The sequence below is a fragment of the Pseudarthrobacter sp. lyk4-40-TYG-27 genome (genome assembly GCF_030209295.1).
Taxonomy (GTDB): Bacteria; Actinomycetota; Actinomycetes; order Actinomycetales; family Micrococcaceae; genus Arthrobacter.
In genome coordinates this window covers 457,336-474,794 of record NZ_JARVSH010000004.1, presented here as the reverse complement: position 1 = coordinate 474,794, position 17,459 = coordinate 457,336, and the positions used below count along the sequence as shown (strand labels likewise).

Sequence of the window (17,459 nt, the reverse complement as noted above, 5' to 3'; positions counted from 1 at the left end):
TCACTTCCTGCGGCTTCCACCGGGACGCCCGCTCACTTCTTTCGGGAAAGTGAGCGGGCGTTTGGGGTTTGGGGGTCGAAGGTGAGCGGGCGTTTGGGGTTTGGGGGTCGAAGGTGAGCGGGCGTATTGGGGAGGGGCTTTTCCGGCAGCCCGGGCGTAAGATTCTGCCCGTAGGAGGTGGCCACATGAACCTTAGAATGAGCACAGCCACAACCATCCTGCCAGTCGACGACGCAGCCCGCGCCCGCAGCTTCTACACCGAAAAGCTCGGACTCCCGCACCGCGGAATGACAGACGATGGAAGCGAATTACTCGGCACCGACGGCGGCCCCATGCTGCAGCTGATGCCCGTCTCCGATGGCAAACACTCCGAGCACACAGCGCTGAGCTTCGAGGTAGCCGACATTGAGGGGACCGTCCGTGACATGGAGGCCAGGGGCGTGATGTTCCAGGACTATGACCTTCCCACCCTGAGGACGGAAAACCACATCTGCACCACGGAATCCGAAAAATGCGCGTGGTTCATGGACACCGAGCACAACATCCTCTGCGTCCACCAGAACCTCGTGGCGAATCCGGAATACCAGGTCTAGGCGCCAAGGGACAAACCGCAGCAGGGGTGCCCCGGTCTGATCGGGGCGCCCCTGCTGCGGTTTATGGAACGTTTGACCTTGGTGTCAGCTTTCGGCGCCGCCGTGCAGGCCGTCGTCGCTGCTGTCATCCTCGCGCCCGGTACCGTGGCCTTCTTCGCTGCGGTCCGAGAGGTCCATGTTGCCCCTGGCCTCGTCCATGGTGGGGCCTCCCGGCGGGACGCTGTAGGTGTCCGGACGGATGCCGTGGGACTGTTCCTCGATCAGGGCCTGTTCCTCACTGAAGCGGATTGCGTTGGCCTCGTCACCTGAATCACCGGCGATGTCTTCGCGGAGCTTCGAGGGATCCGGAACGATGTACCCTGCCTCGGGTTCTTCCTTTGGGTGGCTCATCTGCTTTTCCTTTCCTATCGGGTGGTATTGGTGGCGGGCCTGTCGGTGAGGTCCACCTTGATGTCCAGGCTTTGGTCTCCGCGCTTGACCTTGAAGCCTACGGTGTCGCCGGGGTTGCGCTTGCGCAGTTCCGCCAGGAGCTTCTCAGGCGTGGTGAGTTCCACGCCCTCCATGGACTGCAGGACGTCGCCGGGCCGGATTCCTGCCCGTCCCGCGGGTCCGTCCGTGTCGGCTGCGAGCACCACCACCCCGGATCCGCCCTGGATGCCCAGCTGGTCCGCAATTTGTGCCGTAAGCTCGCCCGGAGTCAGGCCGAGGTAGGCATGCTTCGCAGTGCCGCTGGCCAGCAGTTCCTCCGCCACGTCCACGGCGGTAGCGGCGGGAATGGCAAAGCCCAGCGAAACGGCGCCCGCGGACGGCGGAATGTAGGCCTCACTGATGCCGATCACCTCGCCGCGCATGTTGATCACGGCGCCGCCGGAGTTGCCCGGACTGATCGGTGCGTCCGTCTGGATCAGGTCCACCAGGGAGAGGCTGTTGGATGCGGAGCCTGGGATGGAGCGGTGAAGCCCGGAAATGATGCCGGCGGTGGCCGTGTTCTCAAACCCGAGGGGTGAGCCAAGGACCAGGGCGCCCTCGCCCACTTTGGGCAGGTTGGTCTGGTAGGTCGGTTTCGGCAGGCCGGTGCGTTTGGCCTGCACCAGTGCCAGGTCGGTGACGGCGTCGCTTGCCTTTACGGTCCCTTCGACGCGTTGCCCGTCGGCGAAGCCCACTTCCACTGTGGTGGCACCACGGATGACGTGCTCGTTGGTGAGGATCAGCCCGTCCGCTGAGTACACCACGCCGCTGCCAAGACCGCTCTGCGTGAAAATGGTGACGACGGACGGTGACAGGTTCTCGACGAGTTGGGGCAGGTTGCCCGCCGCGGTGCCGGTGTCGCCGCCCGGTGCCGGCGTCCCGGAAGCCGGGGCGGAACTGCCCGCGGACGACGACGGTGCCGGGCTTGGGGAGGAACTGCTGGGGACCGGAGGACTTGGCGTTCCGGTGCAGCCGCCCAGTGCAAGGCCGGCCGTGAGCACTCCGGCGGCAGCTGCTGCCTGGAGGCGGCGGGAACGTTGCCGATCACTGGCCTGGCTCATCAGGACCTCCCTGCGGGTGGTGGCTTCCTACCACCGTAGCGGGGGAGCCGGGAAAATACCAAGCACGCTTATTATCAGCGGTGATGCGTGCTGGACCAGGCTCCTATCCTTTGCTGTGCAGGCCGTCGAACGCAACGGTGATGACGTCGTCGGCGAGCTTCTCCGGCGACAGCGAACCGCCCGGCTTGTACCACTCCACGATGGAGTTGATCATGCCGAACAGCAGGCGCGAGACGGTCCGGGGATCAATGTCTGCGCGCAGCGATCCTTCGTCGCGGGCAGCCGAAATCAAGCCGGCCACCTTGTGGTCGAAGGTCCGGCGCCGTTCCAGGGCGTCCCGTTCGATCTCGGTGTTGCCGCGCAGGCGCAGCAGCAGGGTGACGAACGGCAGGCGCTCCACGAGCACGGCCACCGTTTGCCGCAGCACAAACTCGAGCCGGGCATCGGCCGCCCCGGAAGTGGCCTCCGGCTGCTCCAGGATGGCTTCAAGCCCGCCCAGGGCGTGGTCCAGCGCGAGCTTGAGCAGGTCGCCCTTGGACGGCACGTGGTGGTAGATGGCGGACTTGGAAATGCCCAGGTTCTCGGCCAGGATGCCCATCGAGGTTGCGTCATAGCCGTGCCGGTTGAAGACGTCGACGGCGATGCGCAGCACAGACTGCTGGTCATAGCCGGGGCGGCCCCGCTTGGTGCCGTTGGCGGCTGTTCCGTGGGCGGCTGGGGTATCGGCGGTGCTGGCAGTTCTGCTGGCGCTGGGCATAGTGGCTAGTTTCTCACGAACGGTCGGTAGGTCCGGGGACGGCGCAGCGCCACCGGAACCATTAAGCCTTCGGGCGGAGGTCGTAGATGCGGCGCAGCTTTCCGTTGGACCGCTCCAGCGAGCCCGGTTCCACTACGTCCACGGTGCACGAGGACCCCACGTGGATCTTGATCTGCTCCTTCAAGGTGCGGGCCGCCGTCGTGCTCTGTTCAACGGTGACGGTGTCCCGGCGTTCGATCCGGACGGTCAGCTGGTCCATCCGCTGGCCCTCCGGCCGGGTGAGCTCGAGCTGGAAGTGCGGGCTGAGTTCGGGGATGCGGAGGGCGATTTCCTCGATTTGGGAGGGGAAGAGGTTCACGCCGCGCAGGATGATCATGTCGTCGCTTCGGCCGGTGATGCGTCCCATCCGGCGGTGTGCGGGGCGGGCAGTTCCCGGGAGCAGGCGGGTGAGGTCCTTGGTGCGGTACCGGATGATCGGCAGCGCTTCCTTGGTGAGCGAGGTGAAGACCAGCTCGCCGTGTTCGCCGTCGCGCAGGACGTTCTCCTTGCCGGCCACCGGGTTGAAGGCATCGATGATCTCGGGACGGAAGTGGTCCTCCCAGATGTGGCTGCCGTCCTGGGTTTCCACCGCTTCGCCGGCGACGCCCGGACCCATGACCTCGGACAGGCCGTAGATGTCGCAGGCCTTGATGTCCATCATCACTTCGAGCTCGTGCCGCATCTCCTGTGTCCACGGCTCGGCGCCCAGGACTGCAAACTTCAGCGAGGTGGAGGCGGGGTCGATGCCCATGTGCGCCATCGCGTCGGCGATGGTCAGCAGGTAGGTGGGGGTGGCCAGGATGGCGTCCGGCTTGAAGTCCTGGATCAGCTGGATCTGGCGTTCGGTCTGGCCGCCGGACATGGGGATGACGGTGCAGCCCAGGGCTTCGGCGCCCGCGTGGGCGCCCAGGCCGCCGGTGAACAGGCCGTAGCCGTAGGCGTTGTGGACTTTCATGCCGGGGCGGATGCCGGAGGCACGGAAGCTGCGGGCCACCAGCTTGGCCCAATCAGCCAGGTCCTGCTTGGTGTAGCCGACGACGGTGGGCCGGCCGGTGGTGCCCGAGCTGGCGTGAATCCGGGCTACTTCGCTTTGCGGCACGGCGAACATACCGAAGGGGTACTCGGCGCGGAGGTCGTCCTTGGTGGTGAAGGGAAAGTTGCCCAGGTCCTCAAGTTCGCGCAGGTCGCTGGGGTGGATGCCGGCGTCGTCGAACTTGCGCTTGTACAGCGGGACCCGGTCGTAGGCGTAGGCCACCGTGTGCTGCAGGCGGCTGAGCTGGAGGGCTTCGAGTTCGTCGCGGGAGATGGTCTCTTCGCGGTCCAGGCCTGGGTCGATGCCGGCAGCGGCGGGGGTTTCGGGGGCATGCAGGGTCATGGTTTTCCTACTTCTTGGGGATGGTGCGGCTGCGTCCACGGAACTCGGCGATGAGCTCGCCCGGGGAGCTGGGGTGGGTTTCGGAGGCCGCGGCGGCGTCGGCGGCGAAGATCTGGATGTCGTACAGGCCGCTGCGCCCCGCGCTGGAGCGGCGGTCCGCGACGGCGGTGAGCACCTGGCCGCGGAATGCCGGCTTGAGGAAATTGATGTCGACGCCGGACGCGACCGTGATGGTGTTTTCCTCGCCCGGTGCAGGCTGGATGGGGTTGCACGCGAGGGCGAAGGCGGTGTCGCCGAAGGCGAAGATCATTCCGCCGTGGGCCATGCCGAAGCCGTTGAGCATTTCCTGCCGGAGGGTCATCCGGATGGTGGCGTGGCCGTCGCTGAGGGCGAGGACCTCGATGCCCATCCATTCGGAGGCGTAGTCGTTTTCCAGGATGGGGTGGGTGGCCCCGGAAAGTGTTGCTTCAGCCATGCGTCATTGCCTCCAGCTTTATTTACCGAATGTTCATTAGGTAATCCCATGAGGGGGGCCGGTGTCAAGGGTGGGCCGCGCGCACGTGTGCTCCCGGGCCGCGTGTAGTGCAAGGATGGGAGGACCGGCACGAGCAAGCACAGCAAAGGGCGGACCATGGCCAAAGGCATCTACGTCAGCGCAACCACCCCTGGGTCGGGCAAGTCCCTGGTGGCCTTGGGCCTGGCGGACACCCTGCACCGGCACGCGGACAGGATCGGCTTCTTCAAGCCCGTGGTCCACGGCCCCTCCGCCGCGGACGACCCCATGGTGGCGTTGATGAAGGCCCGGTTTGCCCTGGACGATGACCTGTGCCGCGGCGGCCTGACCTATGCGGAGGTCCGCGAACTCCTCGCGGCAGGCAACCGCGCGGAGATCGACGCCCGGTGCGTGGAGATCTACGCCGACATTGCCCGGCACTGCGATGTGGTGATCGTGGAGGGGACGGACCTGGTGGGCCAGGACTCCGCCGTCGAATTCGACCTGAATGCCCGGCTGGCCAACAACCTCGCCACGCCCGTGGTGGCCGTGGTGGGCGCGAAGGGGCGGACGGTTGCCGAAACTGCCGCCGCCGTGGAAGTTGCCCGCAAGGAACTTGCCGCCGAACGCTGCTCGCTGCTGGCCATCATGGTCAACAGGGCGGACGCCGCTGACCTGGATGCCATTGCGGCGGCCTTGAAGCCGGGCGCGTCCGGCCGGCCCGTGTATATCCTGCCCGAACTCGAAGAGATCGCCCGGCCCACAACGGGCGAGGTGGCGACGGCCCTGCGTGTCCGGCAGATCGCGGGAACGCCGGATATGGAACGCGACGTCAAGGACATCAAGGTTGCCGCCATGAACGTGGGCAACTTCCTGAACGTCCTGGACGAGGGGGCCCTGGTGATCGTGCCTGGTGACCGGGCGGACGTAATGGTGGCCTGCCTGGCATCCTCCTTCTCGCCGGAGTTCCCCGTGGCGTCCGCGCTGATCCTCACCGGCGGCCTGGCGCCGGATGCCAACATCTATCCGCTCCTGGCGCAAGCGCCGTTTCCAGTGTTCGCGGCGGACGAGGACACCTACCAGACGGCGCGCCGGGTCTCCGAGGTCCGCAGCGAGATCTGGTCCGGGCACCGCCGCAAGGTAGCGTCGGCGCTTGGCCTCTGGTCCCGCCGGGTGGACGAAGCCGAACTGGTGGAGCGGCTGCACCTTCCGCGGGCCGAACGCATGACCCCGTTGCGGTTCCTGCACGACCTGATCGAACGCGCCCGCGCCCAGCGCCGCCATGTGGTCCTGCCCGAGGGCACCGATGTCCGGATCCTCCGCGCAGCCGAGATCCTGCACCGGCGGGACGTCTGCGACCTCACCCTCCTGGGGCCCGAATCGGACGTCCGCGAGCTGGCCGCAGCCAACGGCATCGACCTGTCAGGAATCACCGTCATCGATCCCGCCACCTCGGAGCTGCGGCAGAAGTTCGCGGAGAAGTATGCCGAGCTGAGGGCCCACAAGGGCGTGGACCTGGCCAAGGCCCTGGAGATCATGCAGGACGTCAGCTACTTCGGCACCATGATGGTCCAGCTGGGAGTGGTGGACGGCATGGTGTCCGGCGCCGCGCACACCACCGCGCACACCATCCGGCCTGCGCTGGAGTTCGTGAAGACCCGCGAAGGCGTGAAGATCGTGTCCTCGGTGTTCCTGATGCTGATGCCGGACCGGGTGCTGGTGTACGGGGACTGCGCCGTGAACCCGGATCCGAACGTCGAACAGCTGGCGGACATTGCCCTGGCCTCGGCCGAGACCGCCGCCCAGTTCGGGGTGGAGCCGCGGGTGGCCATGCTCTCGTATTCGACCGGCGGCTCGGGGTCCGGTGAGGCGGTGGACGAGGTGCGGCAGGCCACCGAACTGGTGCGTGCCCGCCGGCCCGACCTCGCCGTGGAGGGGCCCATCCAGTACGACGCGGCCGTGGACGCCTCCATTGCCGCGTCCAAGATGCCCGGTTCCTCCGTGGCCGGCCAGGCGACGGTGTTCATCTTCCCGGACCTGAACACCGGCAACAACACGTACAAGGCGGTGCAGCAAAGCTCCGGCGCCGTCGCCGTGGGGCCGGTCCTGCAGGGGCTGCGGAAACCGGTGAACGACCTCTCCCGCGGCTGCACGGTGGAGGACATCGTGAACACGGTGGCCATTACTGCCATCCAGGCGCAGGCCCGCGATGCCGGGCCGGAGCGGGCGCAGGTCCCTGCAGAGGCACCGGCGTCCTAGGGCGCCACGCACAAAGGACGACGAGGGCACTTTCGCAGGTGCCGTCGTCCTCCATTTGCTTGGGGCGGGGAATTCCTAGGCGGCTGCCTTGACCTGCAGCGGCTGGATCTTGCCGATGACGAACAGGTAGTTGGCGGCCCCGATGAGGGAAATTGCGCCGATCACGGCCAGCGGCGCCACGAAGGATCCGGTCTGGTCCACCAAGACGCCGATCAGGATGGGCGTGAAGATGCCGGCCAGGTTGGAGGCGAAATTCTGCAGCCCGCCGATGGAACCGACGTGGCGTGAACTCGGTGCGACATCAGCCGGCAGCGACCAGATGCCGGTGGCGGCCACCGTGAGGCTGGAGTAGGCGATGGACAGCAGGGCCAGGGCCATCCAGGCCTCCGGGACCAATGCGGCAAACATGATGACGGAGCCGCCGGCCAGGCCACCGGCGATGGCCGTCTTGCGGACCTTGCTGACGGGAGATCCTGCCCGCACGGCACGGTCAGCCAGATAGCCGCCCAGCCAGCCGAACAGGACGGCGCAGATGCCGGGGATGGCGCCGAAGAAGCCGAGCTTGAGGAGGTCGAAGCCGCGTTCTTTAACCAGGTAGCTGGGGAAGAACGTGATGAAGAAATAGATGGCACTGTTCAGGCAGAAGAAGCCGAACATCATGCTGAGGATGGTGCGGTACTTGAAGAGCGAACGCCAGGGGAGCTTGGCCGCGTTTTCGTCGTCGCTGGCCGCTCCGCGGGCACCGCCCTCCTGGATGTAGCTGACTTCGGCGGCATTGGCGCCGGCGTGCTCCTCCGGGCTGCGGTAGTACTTCCACCACACGGCGGCCCAGATGATTCCAAGGACGCCGATGATGATGAACACCGCGTGCCAGGACGTGAAGGCGACGATCAGGGTGACGATCGGCAGCGCGATCACGGCTCCCACCCGCGAACCGGAGTCCCAGATGCTGGTGGCGAAGGCGCGTTCGCGGACCGGGAACCAGGTGGCCACCACCTTGGCTGCAGTGCTGGGCGCCGGGCTCTCACCCACGCCGAGGAGGAAACGGGCGGCGAAGAGGGACCAGAAGCTGGACGCTGCGGCGGTGACCATCGTGAAGACGGACCACCACACGGCGGCCAGCGAGAACGAGCGGCGCGGGCCCACCTTGTCCACGTACCAGCCGGCGGCGAGCTGGAAGAAGTCATAAGCCCAGAAGAACGCTGCAAAGATCAGGCCCTGCTGGGTCGCACTGAGTTCAAAATCCTTGCCCATGAACGGGAGGGCGACGCTGAGGCTGGAGCGGTCAAGGTAGTTGATGCTCAAGCCAATGAAGGCAAGCCAGATGATCACCCAACGTTTGCGGGTCATGAGGCGGGGTTGCCGGGATGAAGTGGTGATGGAGGTTTTACTTCCGAGCGTAGTCATGCGGTCTCCTTCGACATATACATGGCTTCGGGTGCGGTGCGCACGGCGGGAGGGGGAGGCGCGGAAGGCATCTGCGCCAAAATCATATAGGAATCGGGTTAATCATATAGAAAGTGTGACCCGGATCAAGTCCCCGCCGAAAAAATGCTTCGATGAAGGCTGCGGCGCCCCGTGGCTTATGATTCCCCCAAGCGGCTTCCCGCCGTTCAGTACCAGCAATCCAGTGCAAGAGGTAACCGCGTGCCCCCACGTCAATCGTCCGAAACTTCCCGCGGCAAGGCAGCCGTGCCCGATGTGTATTCGGCGATGCGTGCCTCCATCCTGGAAGGGGAGATTGCTCCCGGCACCCGGATCAACATCGATGCCGTAGCCCGCGGCCTGGGCGTGTCCCAGACGCCGGTCCGTGAGGTGCTGCAGCGGCTTGAAGGCGACAACCTGGTGGTCTACAACCCCGGCCGCGGCTACAGCACCACCCCGTTGCTTGACCTGCCGGAGCTGCGCTCGCTGTTTGAATTCCGGCTCCTTGTGGAACCGTGGGCGGCCCGGGCCGCGGCCGTGGACCGCCTTGCCAATCCGGCCGGCTCGCTGGAAAGGGAGCTTGGCAGTTTCCGTGCCATCATGAAGCGGACCGGCGACCTGCGGCAGGACCTGGTGGCCCATGACACCCGCTTCCATGACACCATCCTTGCCGCCTCCGGGAACCCCGTGGTCCGGCATGCCTTTGCGCAGACCCACTGCCACCTGCACACCTTCCGGCTGTACCCGGCGGACGTGGACGGCGCCATTACCGTGGCTGAGCATACGGCCGTGCGGGAAGCCATCGAGGCCTGCGATCCGGAGCGGGCTGAGGCGGCCATGACTACCCATATCCGCAACTCTTTTGACCGCTTCGCCCAGGCATTCGAGGGTGAGCTGCCGCCGCTGGAGGACGGCGGCCCGCCGCGCAGGCGCATCATCACATCCTAGGAATCCGGCGAACAGTCCCGGTCCGCAAGGGCCGGGCTTTTTGGGTTCCCGGGCCGGGCCTGCCGCTGATGGGGGTTGACCTGAATCGCACTTCCTATATGATTTTAGAAATTCATATAGGAATCGAATCTTTCCCTCCGCCAGTTCCGCTCCGAAAGTTGAGATCCATGCCTTCCATCACGTCCATCAACACCCAGGACGTCCGCTTTCCGACGTCCCTTGAGCTTGACGGTTCAGACGCGGTCAACGTAGACCCCGATTACTCCGCCGCCTACGTGGTCATCCGCACCGACGCGGGCGACGAGGGCCACGGCTTCATCTTCAGCTGCGGCCGCGGCAATGACATCCTGACGTCCGCTATTGACGCCTATGCCCGCCTGCTGGTGGGCCGCGACATCGATGAGCTCATCGGCGACCTCGGCGCGGCCTCCAGGCTGTTGGTCCATGACTCCCAGCTGCGCTGGCTCGGACCCGAGAAGGGCGTCACCCAGATGGCCTGCGGCGCCCTGGTCAGCGCCCTGTGGGACATCCGTGCCCGCCGGGAAAACAAGCCGCTCTGGCTCCTTCTCGCCGAAATGACACCCGAAGAACTGGTCAGCGTGGTGGACTTCACCCACATCCGCGACGCCCTCAGCCCCGAAGAAGCCCTCGAGATCCTCCGCGCCGGCCAGGAAGGCAGGGACCAGCGCATCGCCGAACTCAAGGCCGGCGGCTTCCCCGCCTACACCACCTCCCCGGGCTGGCTGGGATACAGCGACGAGAAGCTGGTCCGGCTGAGCAAGGAGGCCGCAGCCGACGGCTTCTCCATGATCAAGCTCAAAGTGGGCGGGGACATCGACGACGACCGCCGGCGGATGGCCCTGGCCCGCGACGCCGTGGGCGGGTTGCCCATCGCCATTGACGCCAACCAGCGGTGGGAGGTGTCCGAGGCGGTTGAATGGGTCAACCAGCTCGCGGAATTCAACCCGTACTGGATCGAGGAACCCACCAGCACGGACGACATCCTGGGCCACGCAGAAATCCGCAGGGGTGTGGCGCCGGTCCGGGTGGCCACCGGTGAAGCCGTGGCAAGCCGCATCGTGTTCAAGCAGCTGCTCCAGGCCGGTGCCATCGACGTGCTTCAGCTCGACTCCACCCGGGTGGCCGGCGTCAACGAGAACATCGCCATCTTGCTGCTGGCCGCCAAATTCGGGGTACCCGTCTGCCCGCACGCCGGCGGCGTGGGCTTGTGCGAACTGGTCCAGCACTTCTCCTTCTTCGACTACGCAGTGGTGGGCCGGAGCCAGGAAAACCGCATGATCGAATTCGTGGACCACCTGCACGAGCACTTCGCCGAACCCGTCCGGATCATCAACGGCCGCTACGCCGCGCCCGAACTCCCGGGCACGGGCGCCGAGATGTTCAGCGCCTCCCGCTCCCGCTGGGAATTCCCCAACGGTGCCGGGTGGCAGGAAGTGGGCAACCGCGCCGCCGTGACCGGCGCAGCCCCGGCCCCTGCCGGAGCCGGCCGGTGACCGCCGGAGCAAGTGCCGACGGCGGCCTGGCCGCGGACCATAGCGCCGGGCCCACCACGCCTGGTGCCCTGGCCGCGGCAGTGGAAGCCGCAGCAGCTGCCTTTGACCAGGGCCGCCGCGTGGATCCGGCTACCCGTGCCGGCTGGCTCGAAGCGATTGCCGCCGGCCTGGAGCAAGACGCCGGCGGACTGGTGGAAACGGCCGTCCGGGAAACCCACCTTGGTACCGCCCGGCTGGAGGGGGAACTGAAGCGGACCGTCTTCCAGCTGCGGCTGTTCGCGGCGGAAATCCGCCAGGGCGAGCACTTTGACGCCACCATCGACCACGAGGACCCGGCCTGGGGCATGGGTCCGCGGCCGGACCTCCGGCGGTACAACGTGCCCCTCGGCGTCGTGGGCGTTTTCGGCGCGTCCAACTTTCCTTTCGCGTTCAGCGTGATGGGAGGGGACAGTGCCTCGGCCTTGGCCGCCGGTTGCTCCGTGGTGCACAAGGCACACGACGCACACCGCGAACTCGCTGCCCGCACCGCCCGCGTAGTGGCCGAAGCCCTGGATACTGCCGGGGCGCCGTCGGGCCTGTTCTCCCTGGTGACCGGCCGGCAGGCGGGCGAAGGGCTGGTGGACCACCCCCTGGTCAAAGCCATCGGCTTTACCGGCTCCACCGCGGGCGGCCGTGCCCTGCTCGACAGGATTGCCGCCCGTCCCGAGCCCATCCCGTTCTTCGGCGAACTGGGTGGCATCAACGCCGTCTTCGTGGCACCCAACGCATGGGCGGCCCGGCGCGCGGAGATCCTCACGGCGTACGCCGGTTCCTTCACCCTGGGCATGGGACAGTTCTGCACCAAGCCGGGGCTGCTGTTCGTCCCCGCGGGGGATGCAGCGGGGATCCGCGCCCAGCTGGGGGAGGCCCTGGCCGGTTTCGCTCCGTCCCGGCTCCTGAGCGACCGCCTGCACGCCGGTTACGCGGATGCCGTGGCCACGCTCCGGGACAGTGCCGGCGTGGATGTCCTGGTGGCAGGCGACTTTGCGGAGGAACCGGCCCCCACGGTTTTGCACACCACTGCGGAGGAAGTCCGGAAGGACCCGCACCTGCTCCGGCAGGAGATGTTCGGCCCCGCCAGCCTGGTGGTGGAGTACCGGGACCAGGCCGAACTGCCCGGGCTGGCGGACCTGCTGGAAGGGCAGCTGACCACCACCCTCCAGGCCCAGGAGGACGACGACGTGTCCGAACTCGCTGCCCGGCTTGCAGACATCAGCGGGCGCGTCCTATGGAACGGGTGGCCCACGGGCGTCACGGTCAGTTACGCCCAGCACCACGGCGGCCCGTACCCGGCCACCACCTCAAACACCACGTCCGTGGGCACGGCCGCCATCCGCCGCTTCCTCCGCCCGGTGGCTTACCAGTCGTTCCCTGCGTCCCGGCTGCCCGAACCCCTGCAGGACAGCAACCCCTGGCGGGTCCCGCAAAGGGTCGACGGCGTGTGGCAGCATCCGGCCGGACGCACCTGCGTCGGCGGAGCCGGGAAGGAGGGGCGGCAGTGAGCCCGCTGTCCGGGGCAGCACGTTCCGTCCTTCCCGAGGACGCCGACGCGGCGCTGCTCATCGGCCGGGTCTGGGATGGGGAAACGGCGGGTCCGCGCGTGGTGGCCGTCAGCGGGAACACCGTCTTCGACCTGAACCGCCTGGCCCCCACCGTTGCCGCGCTGATGGAACTGCCGGACCCCGCCGCTGCCGTCCGCTCTGCCCTGCTGGATCCCACCCTCGCCGAACCGCGGTGGGCGGTGGCCGACGTCGTCAACGCCTCCCTGCAGGGTGACCATACCCGCACCCGGCTGCTGGCGCCCATCGACCTCCAGGTCATCAAGGCCTGCGGCGTGACGTTCGTGGACAGCATGATCGAGCGCGTCATCGAGGAGCGCTGCGCGGGCGACGCCGGGCGGGCTGCGGAGGTGCGGGAGTTGGTGGGCCGTGCGCTGGGCGGAAGCCTGGCAGACCTCCGGCCCGGCTCGGCGGAAGCCGCTGAAGCCAAGCGGGTCCTGGTCGCCGAAGGGCTGTGGTCGCAGTACCTGGAGGTGGGGATCGGTCCGTACCCCGAGGTCTTCACCAAGGCGCCCGTCCTGTCATCGGTCGGCCTCGGCGATGGAATCGGCATCCCGGCCTTCTCGTCCTGGAACAACCCGGAACCGGAGCTGGTGCTCATTGCCACCGCCGGCGGGCGGGTGGTGGGTGCCACGCTGGGCAACGACGTCAATCTGCGGGACGTGGAAGGCAGGAGCGCCCTGCTGCTGGGCAAGGCCAAGGACAACAACGCATCCAGCGCGCTGGGGCCGTTCATCAGGTTGTTCGACGGGACCTTCACGCTGGAGACGCTGCGCGATGAGGAGATCCTGCTGCGCGTGGACGGTCCGGACGGGTACGTGCTGGAGGGCCGGAACAGCGTTGCCCGCATCAGCAGGCCCTTCGAGGAACTCGTGGCCGCCACCCACGGCAAGCACCACCAGTATCCGGACGGCTTCGCGCTGTTCACGGGGACCCTTTTTGCGCCCACCCAGGACCGGGACGAGCCGGGACAGGGCTTCACCCACAAGCACGGCGATGTGGTCACCATCCGCAGCCGCCACCTGGGCGCCCTGGTCAACACAGTGGGTCCATGCGAGGAACTGCCGGAATGGACCTTCGGCCTCCGCCGGCTCTTCGAGTACCTGGCGGGGCAGGGACAGGGCGCCCGCGCCTAGTCTTTTACGGATAAAGGACGACGACGGCACTTTCGCAAGTGCCGTCGTCGTCCTTTGGAATGGGGGAGCCTAGCTGTTGTCCGGCTTGGCTATGCTCTCCGGATCTTCCTCCTTGGCAGGCTCGTCGGAGAGGCCCTGCGGGGTCAGGTCAAGGTCCTCCGGGTGCTCCGGTGCCTGCGGGGCCTCGCCGGTTTCGGCGGCCTTGAGGTTGCCCGTATCGTCCAGGGCGGGGTTGGCCCCCTCCACCACGGTGGGGTCTTTCTTCCCGGAGCCGGAGCCCGCATTGAGCGGGGCGGTGCTGCTGGATCCCGTGTTGGTGGGGTCGTTTTCGTCGATCGAAGTGGGCTCGCTCGTCATGGAAATGTCCTCTCGCCGTGGTCCAGCCTTGTCCGCCGACCATAGGCACACCCGGGGTGCATGCGCAAGGAAAGAGTGCACTCATCGGTTACCATCACTGGCATGCCCGGTACAGCCATCACCACCGCCTTCATCCCCGTCCGCGACCCTCAGGTGGCGGCCCACTGGTACAGCCGCATGCTGGGACTCACCGTCGCGGACGCGAACCGATTCTCGGCGCTCCTTGCCGGCAGCGGAACCGCATCCGTAACGCTGATGGGCCCGGACAGCGGCATCCAGGTTTCCCCGGGGCTGTCGTGGGCGACGTGCAACTTCACAGTCGATGACCTGGACGCCAAGCGCGCGGAGCTGGCGGAGCAGGGCGTCCCGGTGGGGTCCATTACGGGCTCGCCGGATGTCTGCCTCTTCTTCACGGCCCAGGACCCGGACGGGAACACGCTGCTGCTGACGGACCGTTAGCGGCGCCACCTATAGTGGGGTTTGAACTGCTGACGCCAGGCTGAGGAGGCCCCGCATGCTCGTGCTCGTCATCAACTCCGGCTCGTCGTCGCTGAAGTACCAGGTCCGCGACGTCGCCGCCGGGACGGTCCTGACCGAGGGGCTGATCGAGAAGATCGGGATGGGCAACGGTGGCGGAGGGGACGGCGAGATCGAGGGCCCGCGGGACCACGCGGAGGCCCTGGAGCTGGTGGATGCCGCCATCCACCAGGAACTGGGTGGCCTGGAACTGGGCGCGGTGGGCCACCGGGTGGTGCACGGCGGCGAGCGGTTTGCCGAACCCGTGCTGATCGATAACGAGATCACCCGTGCCATCGAACGCCTCAACCCGCTGGCGCCGCTGCACAACCCCGCCAACGTCCTGGGCATCCGTGCCATCACCAGGAAATGGCCGGACATGCCGCAGGTGGCCGTGTTCGACACCGCCTTCCACCGGACCCTGCCCGAGCACGCCTGGCGCTACGCCGTGCCCGATGAGCTCTACACCAACCACGGGATCCGCCGGTACGGCTTCCACGGCACCTCGCACGAGTACGTTGCCCGCCGGTCGGCCGCTCTGCTGGACCTTCCCCCGGAGGAGTTCGACGGCGTCATAGCCCACCTGGGCAACGGCGCGTCGGTCACCGCCATCCGGGGCGGACAGTCCGTGGATACCTCCATGGGTTTCACCCCGCTCGAAGGCCTGGTGATGGGCACCCGCTCGGGTGACCTTGACCCCTCCATCCTGGTGTTCCTGGGCCGCGCCGGGTGGACGCCGGAGGACATCGACTCGATGCTGAACCGGGAATCGGGGCTGAAGGGCCTGGCCGGGAACAATGACATGCGCACCGTGGTGGAGGCCGCCGAATCCGGGGATGCCAAGGCCGCCATGGCGCTGGCGGTGGCGTCCTACCGGCTGGCCAAGTACATCGGTGGGTATCATGTGGCGGTCGGCGGTGCCAAGGCGCTGGTCTTCACCGCGGGGATTGGCGAGAATTCCTCCCAGTTCCGGGCGCTCGTTGCGGACCGGCTGGGCGCCCTGGGCATCGAGCTCGAAGCCGGCCTGAACGCCAAACGGTCAAGGGAGCCGCGCGTGATATCCGCACCGTCCTCCGCGATCCCCGTCCTGGTGGTTCCCACGGATGAGGAACGCGCGATCGCCGAGGCGACGGCCGCCGTCGTCGGTTCAAACAGGTAACCGGCATGCCGGAGATCCTGCTGCCAATCCACACCGACCGGCTGGTCCTGCGCCGCTTCGAAGGCCGCGACCTGGACGCCTTCCACGCCTACCATTCACTCGCCGAGACTGCCCGTTTCCTGCCGGGACCGGCCAAAAGCTACACCAAATCCATGGAGTACGTGGGCAAGTACGCCAACTTCGTGTACGAGAAGGAGGGCGACTGGCTGTCGCTGGCCATCGAGGCCAAAGATGAGCCGGGCCTCCTGGGCGAAGTGGTACTGAAGTGGCTCCCGGGCCGCGGGCAGGCGGAAATCGGCTGGTCCACGGCACCGCAGGCGCGCGGCAAGGGGTACGCCACCGAGGCCGCGGCGGCGGTCCTGGACCTTGGCTTCGGGGACCTCGGCCTGCGCCGGATCGAGGCCCGGCTGGATGAGCTCAACACCGCCTCCGCGGCGCTCTGCCAGCGGCTGGGGATGCGGCTGGAGGCGCGGCATGTGGACAAGTGGTTCTACAAAGGCCAGTGGGCCACCGAACTGGTCTACGCCGTCCTGGCCGACGAATGGAGCCGGGAAAGGGAACCTACGCCCGGCCCTTGAGGATCAGGTTCCAATAGATCTTCGGGAAGAGGTCCCGGTCCACCACCCAGGACAGCCTGCTCTCATTCCAGGTGGGAACGTGCGGGATGCTGGGCTTGACCCGGTACTGGTCGTCGAATTCGGCGAACACCACGGTGTCCCGCGATACCGTGAACGGGCACACCGAGTACCCGTCATACTTTGCGCGCAGCGGCTTTCCCTTGCGGGCGGCCACCAGGTTTTTCGCCAGGACCGTGGCCTGCTTTCGCAAGGCGCCGCCGGACTTTGAGTTGCTGGTCCCCGCGGCGTCGCCCAAAGACCACACGTTGTCATGCCGCAGGTGCCGCAGCGTCTGGCGGTCCACCTCCACAAAGCCGCCGGAGCCACCGGCGGCCGGCAGGTCCGTGGCCTTCAGCCAGTCCGGGGCGGACTGGGGCGGGACGGCGTTGAGGACGTCGTACGTAAGCTCCTCGGTGATGTTTGCGGCGTGGTCGCGGATGGTTGCCCTGCGCTCGCCGGGGTTGACCGCAACCAGTTCGCTGTTGGTCCGCAACTCGATCCCGTACTCGGCGATCTTCCGGTCCAGCTCCCGGTCCACCTCCGGAACCCCGAAGACGGTGGGGTACGGCTGGACCATCACCACCCGGATCTTGTCCAGGACGCCTTGCTCCCGCCAATAGTCGCAGGCAAGGTACATCGGCTTCTGGCTGGTTCCGGCGCACTTGACGGGCCCGGCGGGCATGGTGAACACGGCGGTGCCGGAGGCCAGGCCGCTGAGCAGGGTCCAGGCCTTGGGGGCAAGGTCGAACTCGTAATGGGAGGCGCCGTGTGGCGAGTGCACGGCGTCGGCAAGGCCCGGAACGGCGTCCCAGTCATACTGCAGGCCCGGGCACACCACCAGTTGCCCGTAGCCAACGGAGGCTCCGGACGCCAGGGTGACCGTGTTCGCGTTGGCGTCCACGTCCACCGCGGCATCCCGGATCCAGGTGACGCCCGCCGGTGTCACCGACTCCTGGGTCCGGACGGCTTCCCGGGCCTGCGCCCGGCCGCCTGCGATGTGCGAGAACAGCGGCTGGTAGAGGTGGTGGTCCTTGGGTTCGACCACCGCCACATCCTGGACGCCGTAGCGCTGTAACCTGGCCGCCAGCGAGATGCCGGCGTTGCCGCCACCGATAATGACAACCTCGTGGCGGGCAGCCACGGG

Annotated in this window: 17 protein-coding genes; 9 read left to right on the top strand and 8 right to left on the bottom strand. The window is 67.3% G+C overall.

The features are described 5' to 3' along the window. The first annotated feature begins 197 nt into the window (after window positions 1-197). Entirely contained in the window at window positions 198-593 is a 396-nt protein-coding gene (locus tag QRM96_RS09975) for a VOC family protein (protein WP_018761734.1), read from the top strand. An 84-nt stretch (window positions 594-677) separates the two neighbouring features. Here the strand turns inward: QRM96_RS09975 and QRM96_RS09970 are convergent, their stop codons facing one another. From QRM96_RS09970 to QRM96_RS09950, 5 genes are all read right to left on the bottom strand, one after another. Continuing rightward, complete coding sequence (locus QRM96_RS09970; RefSeq protein WP_018761733.1) at window positions 678-983, bottom strand: hypothetical protein; 306 nt, start codon at window positions 981-983, stop codon at window positions 678-680. Window positions 984-997: 14 nt separating this feature from the next. Next, window positions 998-2,122, bottom strand: a complete 1,125-nt coding sequence (locus tag QRM96_RS09965; protein WP_285319502.1) for a S1C family serine protease — start codon at window positions 2,120-2,122, stop codon at window positions 998-1,000. A gap of 103 nt (window positions 2,123-2,225) precedes the next feature. Beyond that, a complete protein-coding gene (locus QRM96_RS09960; RefSeq protein ID WP_018761731.1) occupies window positions 2,226-2,879 on the bottom strand; it encodes a TetR/AcrR family transcriptional regulator in 654 nt (217 codons plus the stop codon). A gap of 61 nt (window positions 2,880-2,940) precedes the next feature. Then, window positions 2,941-4,293, bottom strand: a complete 1,353-nt coding sequence (paaK, locus tag QRM96_RS09955) for a phenylacetate--CoA ligase PaaK (protein WP_018761730.1) — start codon at window positions 4,291-4,293, stop codon at window positions 2,941-2,943. Between the two features lie 7 nt (window positions 4,294-4,300). Then, window positions 4,301-4,768, bottom strand: coding sequence for a hotdog fold thioesterase (locus QRM96_RS09950; RefSeq protein WP_018761729.1), 468 nt, complete (start codon window positions 4,766-4,768; stop codon window positions 4,301-4,303). Between the two features lie 156 nt (window positions 4,769-4,924). Between QRM96_RS09950 and pta the strand changes: the two genes are divergently transcribed. Then, window positions 4,925-7,045 (top strand): phosphate acetyltransferase, encoded by a 2,121-nt coding sequence (gene pta / locus QRM96_RS09945; protein ID WP_285319499.1) that lies wholly within the window; start codon window positions 4,925-4,927, stop codon window positions 7,043-7,045. 75 nt (window positions 7,046-7,120) lie between these two features. Here pta and QRM96_RS09940 read toward each other — a convergent pair whose 3' ends face one another. Continuing rightward, complete coding sequence (locus QRM96_RS09940) at window positions 7,121-8,452, bottom strand: MFS transporter (RefSeq protein ID WP_018761727.1); 1,332 nt, start codon at window positions 8,450-8,452, stop codon at window positions 7,121-7,123. Between the two features lie 240 nt (window positions 8,453-8,692). Here QRM96_RS09940 and QRM96_RS09935 point away from each other — a divergent pair, with 240 nt between their 5' ends. From QRM96_RS09935 to QRM96_RS09920, 4 genes are all read left to right on the top strand, one after another. Next, window positions 8,693-9,418 carry a GntR family transcriptional regulator gene (locus tag QRM96_RS09935; protein ID WP_285319497.1) on the top strand — a complete coding sequence of 242 codons (726 nt, stop codon included), beginning with the start codon at window positions 8,693-8,695 and terminating at the stop codon, window positions 9,416-9,418. A gap of 167 nt (window positions 9,419-9,585) precedes the next feature. Beyond that, complete coding sequence (locus QRM96_RS09930; RefSeq protein WP_285319495.1) at window positions 9,586-10,932, top strand: enolase C-terminal domain-like protein; 1,347 nt, start codon at window positions 9,586-9,588, stop codon at window positions 10,930-10,932. Continuing rightward, a complete protein-coding gene (locus QRM96_RS09925; RefSeq protein WP_285319494.1) occupies window positions 10,929-12,473 on the top strand; it encodes an aldehyde dehydrogenase (NADP(+)) in 1,545 nt (514 codons plus the stop codon). The genes QRM96_RS09930 and QRM96_RS09925 overlap by 4 nt, the downstream gene beginning before the upstream one ends. After that, window positions 12,470-13,666, top strand: coding sequence for a fumarylacetoacetate hydrolase family protein (locus QRM96_RS09920; RefSeq protein ID WP_285319492.1), 1,197 nt, complete (start codon window positions 12,470-12,472; stop codon window positions 13,664-13,666). Before QRM96_RS09925 ends, QRM96_RS09920 begins: the two co-directional genes overlap by 4 nt. A gap of 69 nt (window positions 13,667-13,735) precedes the next feature. On the opposite strand, the gene QRM96_RS09915 is transcribed toward QRM96_RS09920, so the two are convergent. Beyond that, window positions 13,736-14,023: a hypothetical protein gene (locus QRM96_RS09915; protein ID WP_018761722.1), complete on the bottom strand. Its 288-nt coding sequence runs from the start codon at window positions 14,021-14,023 to the stop codon at window positions 13,736-13,738. A gap of 102 nt (window positions 14,024-14,125) precedes the next feature. Between QRM96_RS09915 and QRM96_RS09910 the strand changes: the two genes are divergently transcribed. The 3 genes from QRM96_RS09910 to QRM96_RS09900 are packed head-to-tail and all read left to right on the top strand — an operon-like array spanning window position 14,126 to window position 16,276. Next, complete coding sequence (locus QRM96_RS09910; RefSeq protein WP_018761721.1) at window positions 14,126-14,482, top strand: VOC family protein; 357 nt, start codon at window positions 14,126-14,128, stop codon at window positions 14,480-14,482. Between the two features lie 55 nt (window positions 14,483-14,537). Next, window positions 14,538-15,698, top strand: coding sequence for an acetate kinase (locus tag QRM96_RS09905; RefSeq protein ID WP_285319491.1), 1,161 nt, complete (start codon window positions 14,538-14,540; stop codon window positions 15,696-15,698). Between the two features lie 5 nt (window positions 15,699-15,703). Next, on the top strand, window positions 15,704-16,276 hold the full coding sequence (locus QRM96_RS09900) for a GNAT family N-acetyltransferase (protein ID WP_133830554.1): 573 nt from the start codon (window positions 15,704-15,706) through the stop codon (window positions 16,274-16,276). Here QRM96_RS09900 and QRM96_RS09895 read toward each other — a convergent pair. Next, window positions 16,260-17,456 (bottom strand): NAD(P)/FAD-dependent oxidoreductase, encoded by a 1,197-nt coding sequence (locus QRM96_RS09895; protein ID WP_285319489.1) that lies wholly within the window; start codon window positions 17,454-17,456, stop codon window positions 16,260-16,262. The two genes, QRM96_RS09900 and QRM96_RS09895, sit on opposite strands and share 17 nt — an antisense overlap. Window positions 17,457-17,459: the final 3 nt, after the last annotated feature.

What these genes read in the sequence shown, in the direction of transcription:
- QRM96_RS09975 (WP_018761734.1), top strand. Translation starts at nt 198, where the DNA reads ATGAGCACAGCCACAACCATCCTGCCAGTCGACGACGCAGCCCGCGCC.
- QRM96_RS09970 (WP_018761733.1), bottom strand. Translation starts at nt 983, where the DNA reads ATGAGCCACCCAAAGGAAGAACCCGAGGCAGGGTACATCGTTCCGGAT.
- QRM96_RS09965 (WP_285319502.1), bottom strand. Translation starts at nt 2,122, where the DNA reads ATGAGCCAGGCCAGTGATCGGCAACGTTCCCGCCGCCTCCAGGCAGCA.
- QRM96_RS09960 (WP_018761731.1), bottom strand. Translation starts at nt 2,879, where the DNA reads ATGCCCAGCGCCAGCAGAACTGCCAGCACCGCCGATACCCCAGCCGCC.
- paaK (WP_018761730.1), bottom strand. Translation starts at nt 4,293, where the DNA reads ATGACCCTGCATGCCCCCGAAACCCCCGCCGCTGCCGGCATCGACCCA.
- QRM96_RS09950 (WP_018761729.1), bottom strand. Translation starts at nt 4,768, where the DNA reads ATGGCTGAAGCAACACTTTCCGGGGCCACCCACCCCATCCTGGAAAAC.
- pta (WP_285319499.1), top strand. Translation starts at nt 4,925, where the DNA reads ATGGCCAAAGGCATCTACGTCAGCGCAACCACCCCTGGGTCGGGCAAG.
- QRM96_RS09940 (WP_018761727.1), bottom strand. Translation starts at nt 8,452, where the DNA reads ATGACTACGCTCGGAAGTAAAACCTCCATCACCACTTCATCCCGGCAA.
- QRM96_RS09930 (WP_285319495.1), top strand. Translation starts at nt 9,586, where the DNA reads ATGCCTTCCATCACGTCCATCAACACCCAGGACGTCCGCTTTCCGACG.
- QRM96_RS09915 (WP_018761722.1), bottom strand. Translation starts at nt 14,023, where the DNA reads ATGACGAGCGAGCCCACTTCGATCGACGAAAACGACCCCACCAACACG.
- QRM96_RS09910 (WP_018761721.1), top strand. Translation starts at nt 14,126, where the DNA reads ATGCCCGGTACAGCCATCACCACCGCCTTCATCCCCGTCCGCGACCCT.
- QRM96_RS09905 (WP_285319491.1), top strand. Translation starts at nt 14,538, where the DNA reads ATGCTCGTGCTCGTCATCAACTCCGGCTCGTCGTCGCTGAAGTACCAG.
- QRM96_RS09900 (WP_133830554.1), top strand. Translation starts at nt 15,704, where the DNA reads ATGCCGGAGATCCTGCTGCCAATCCACACCGACCGGCTGGTCCTGCGC.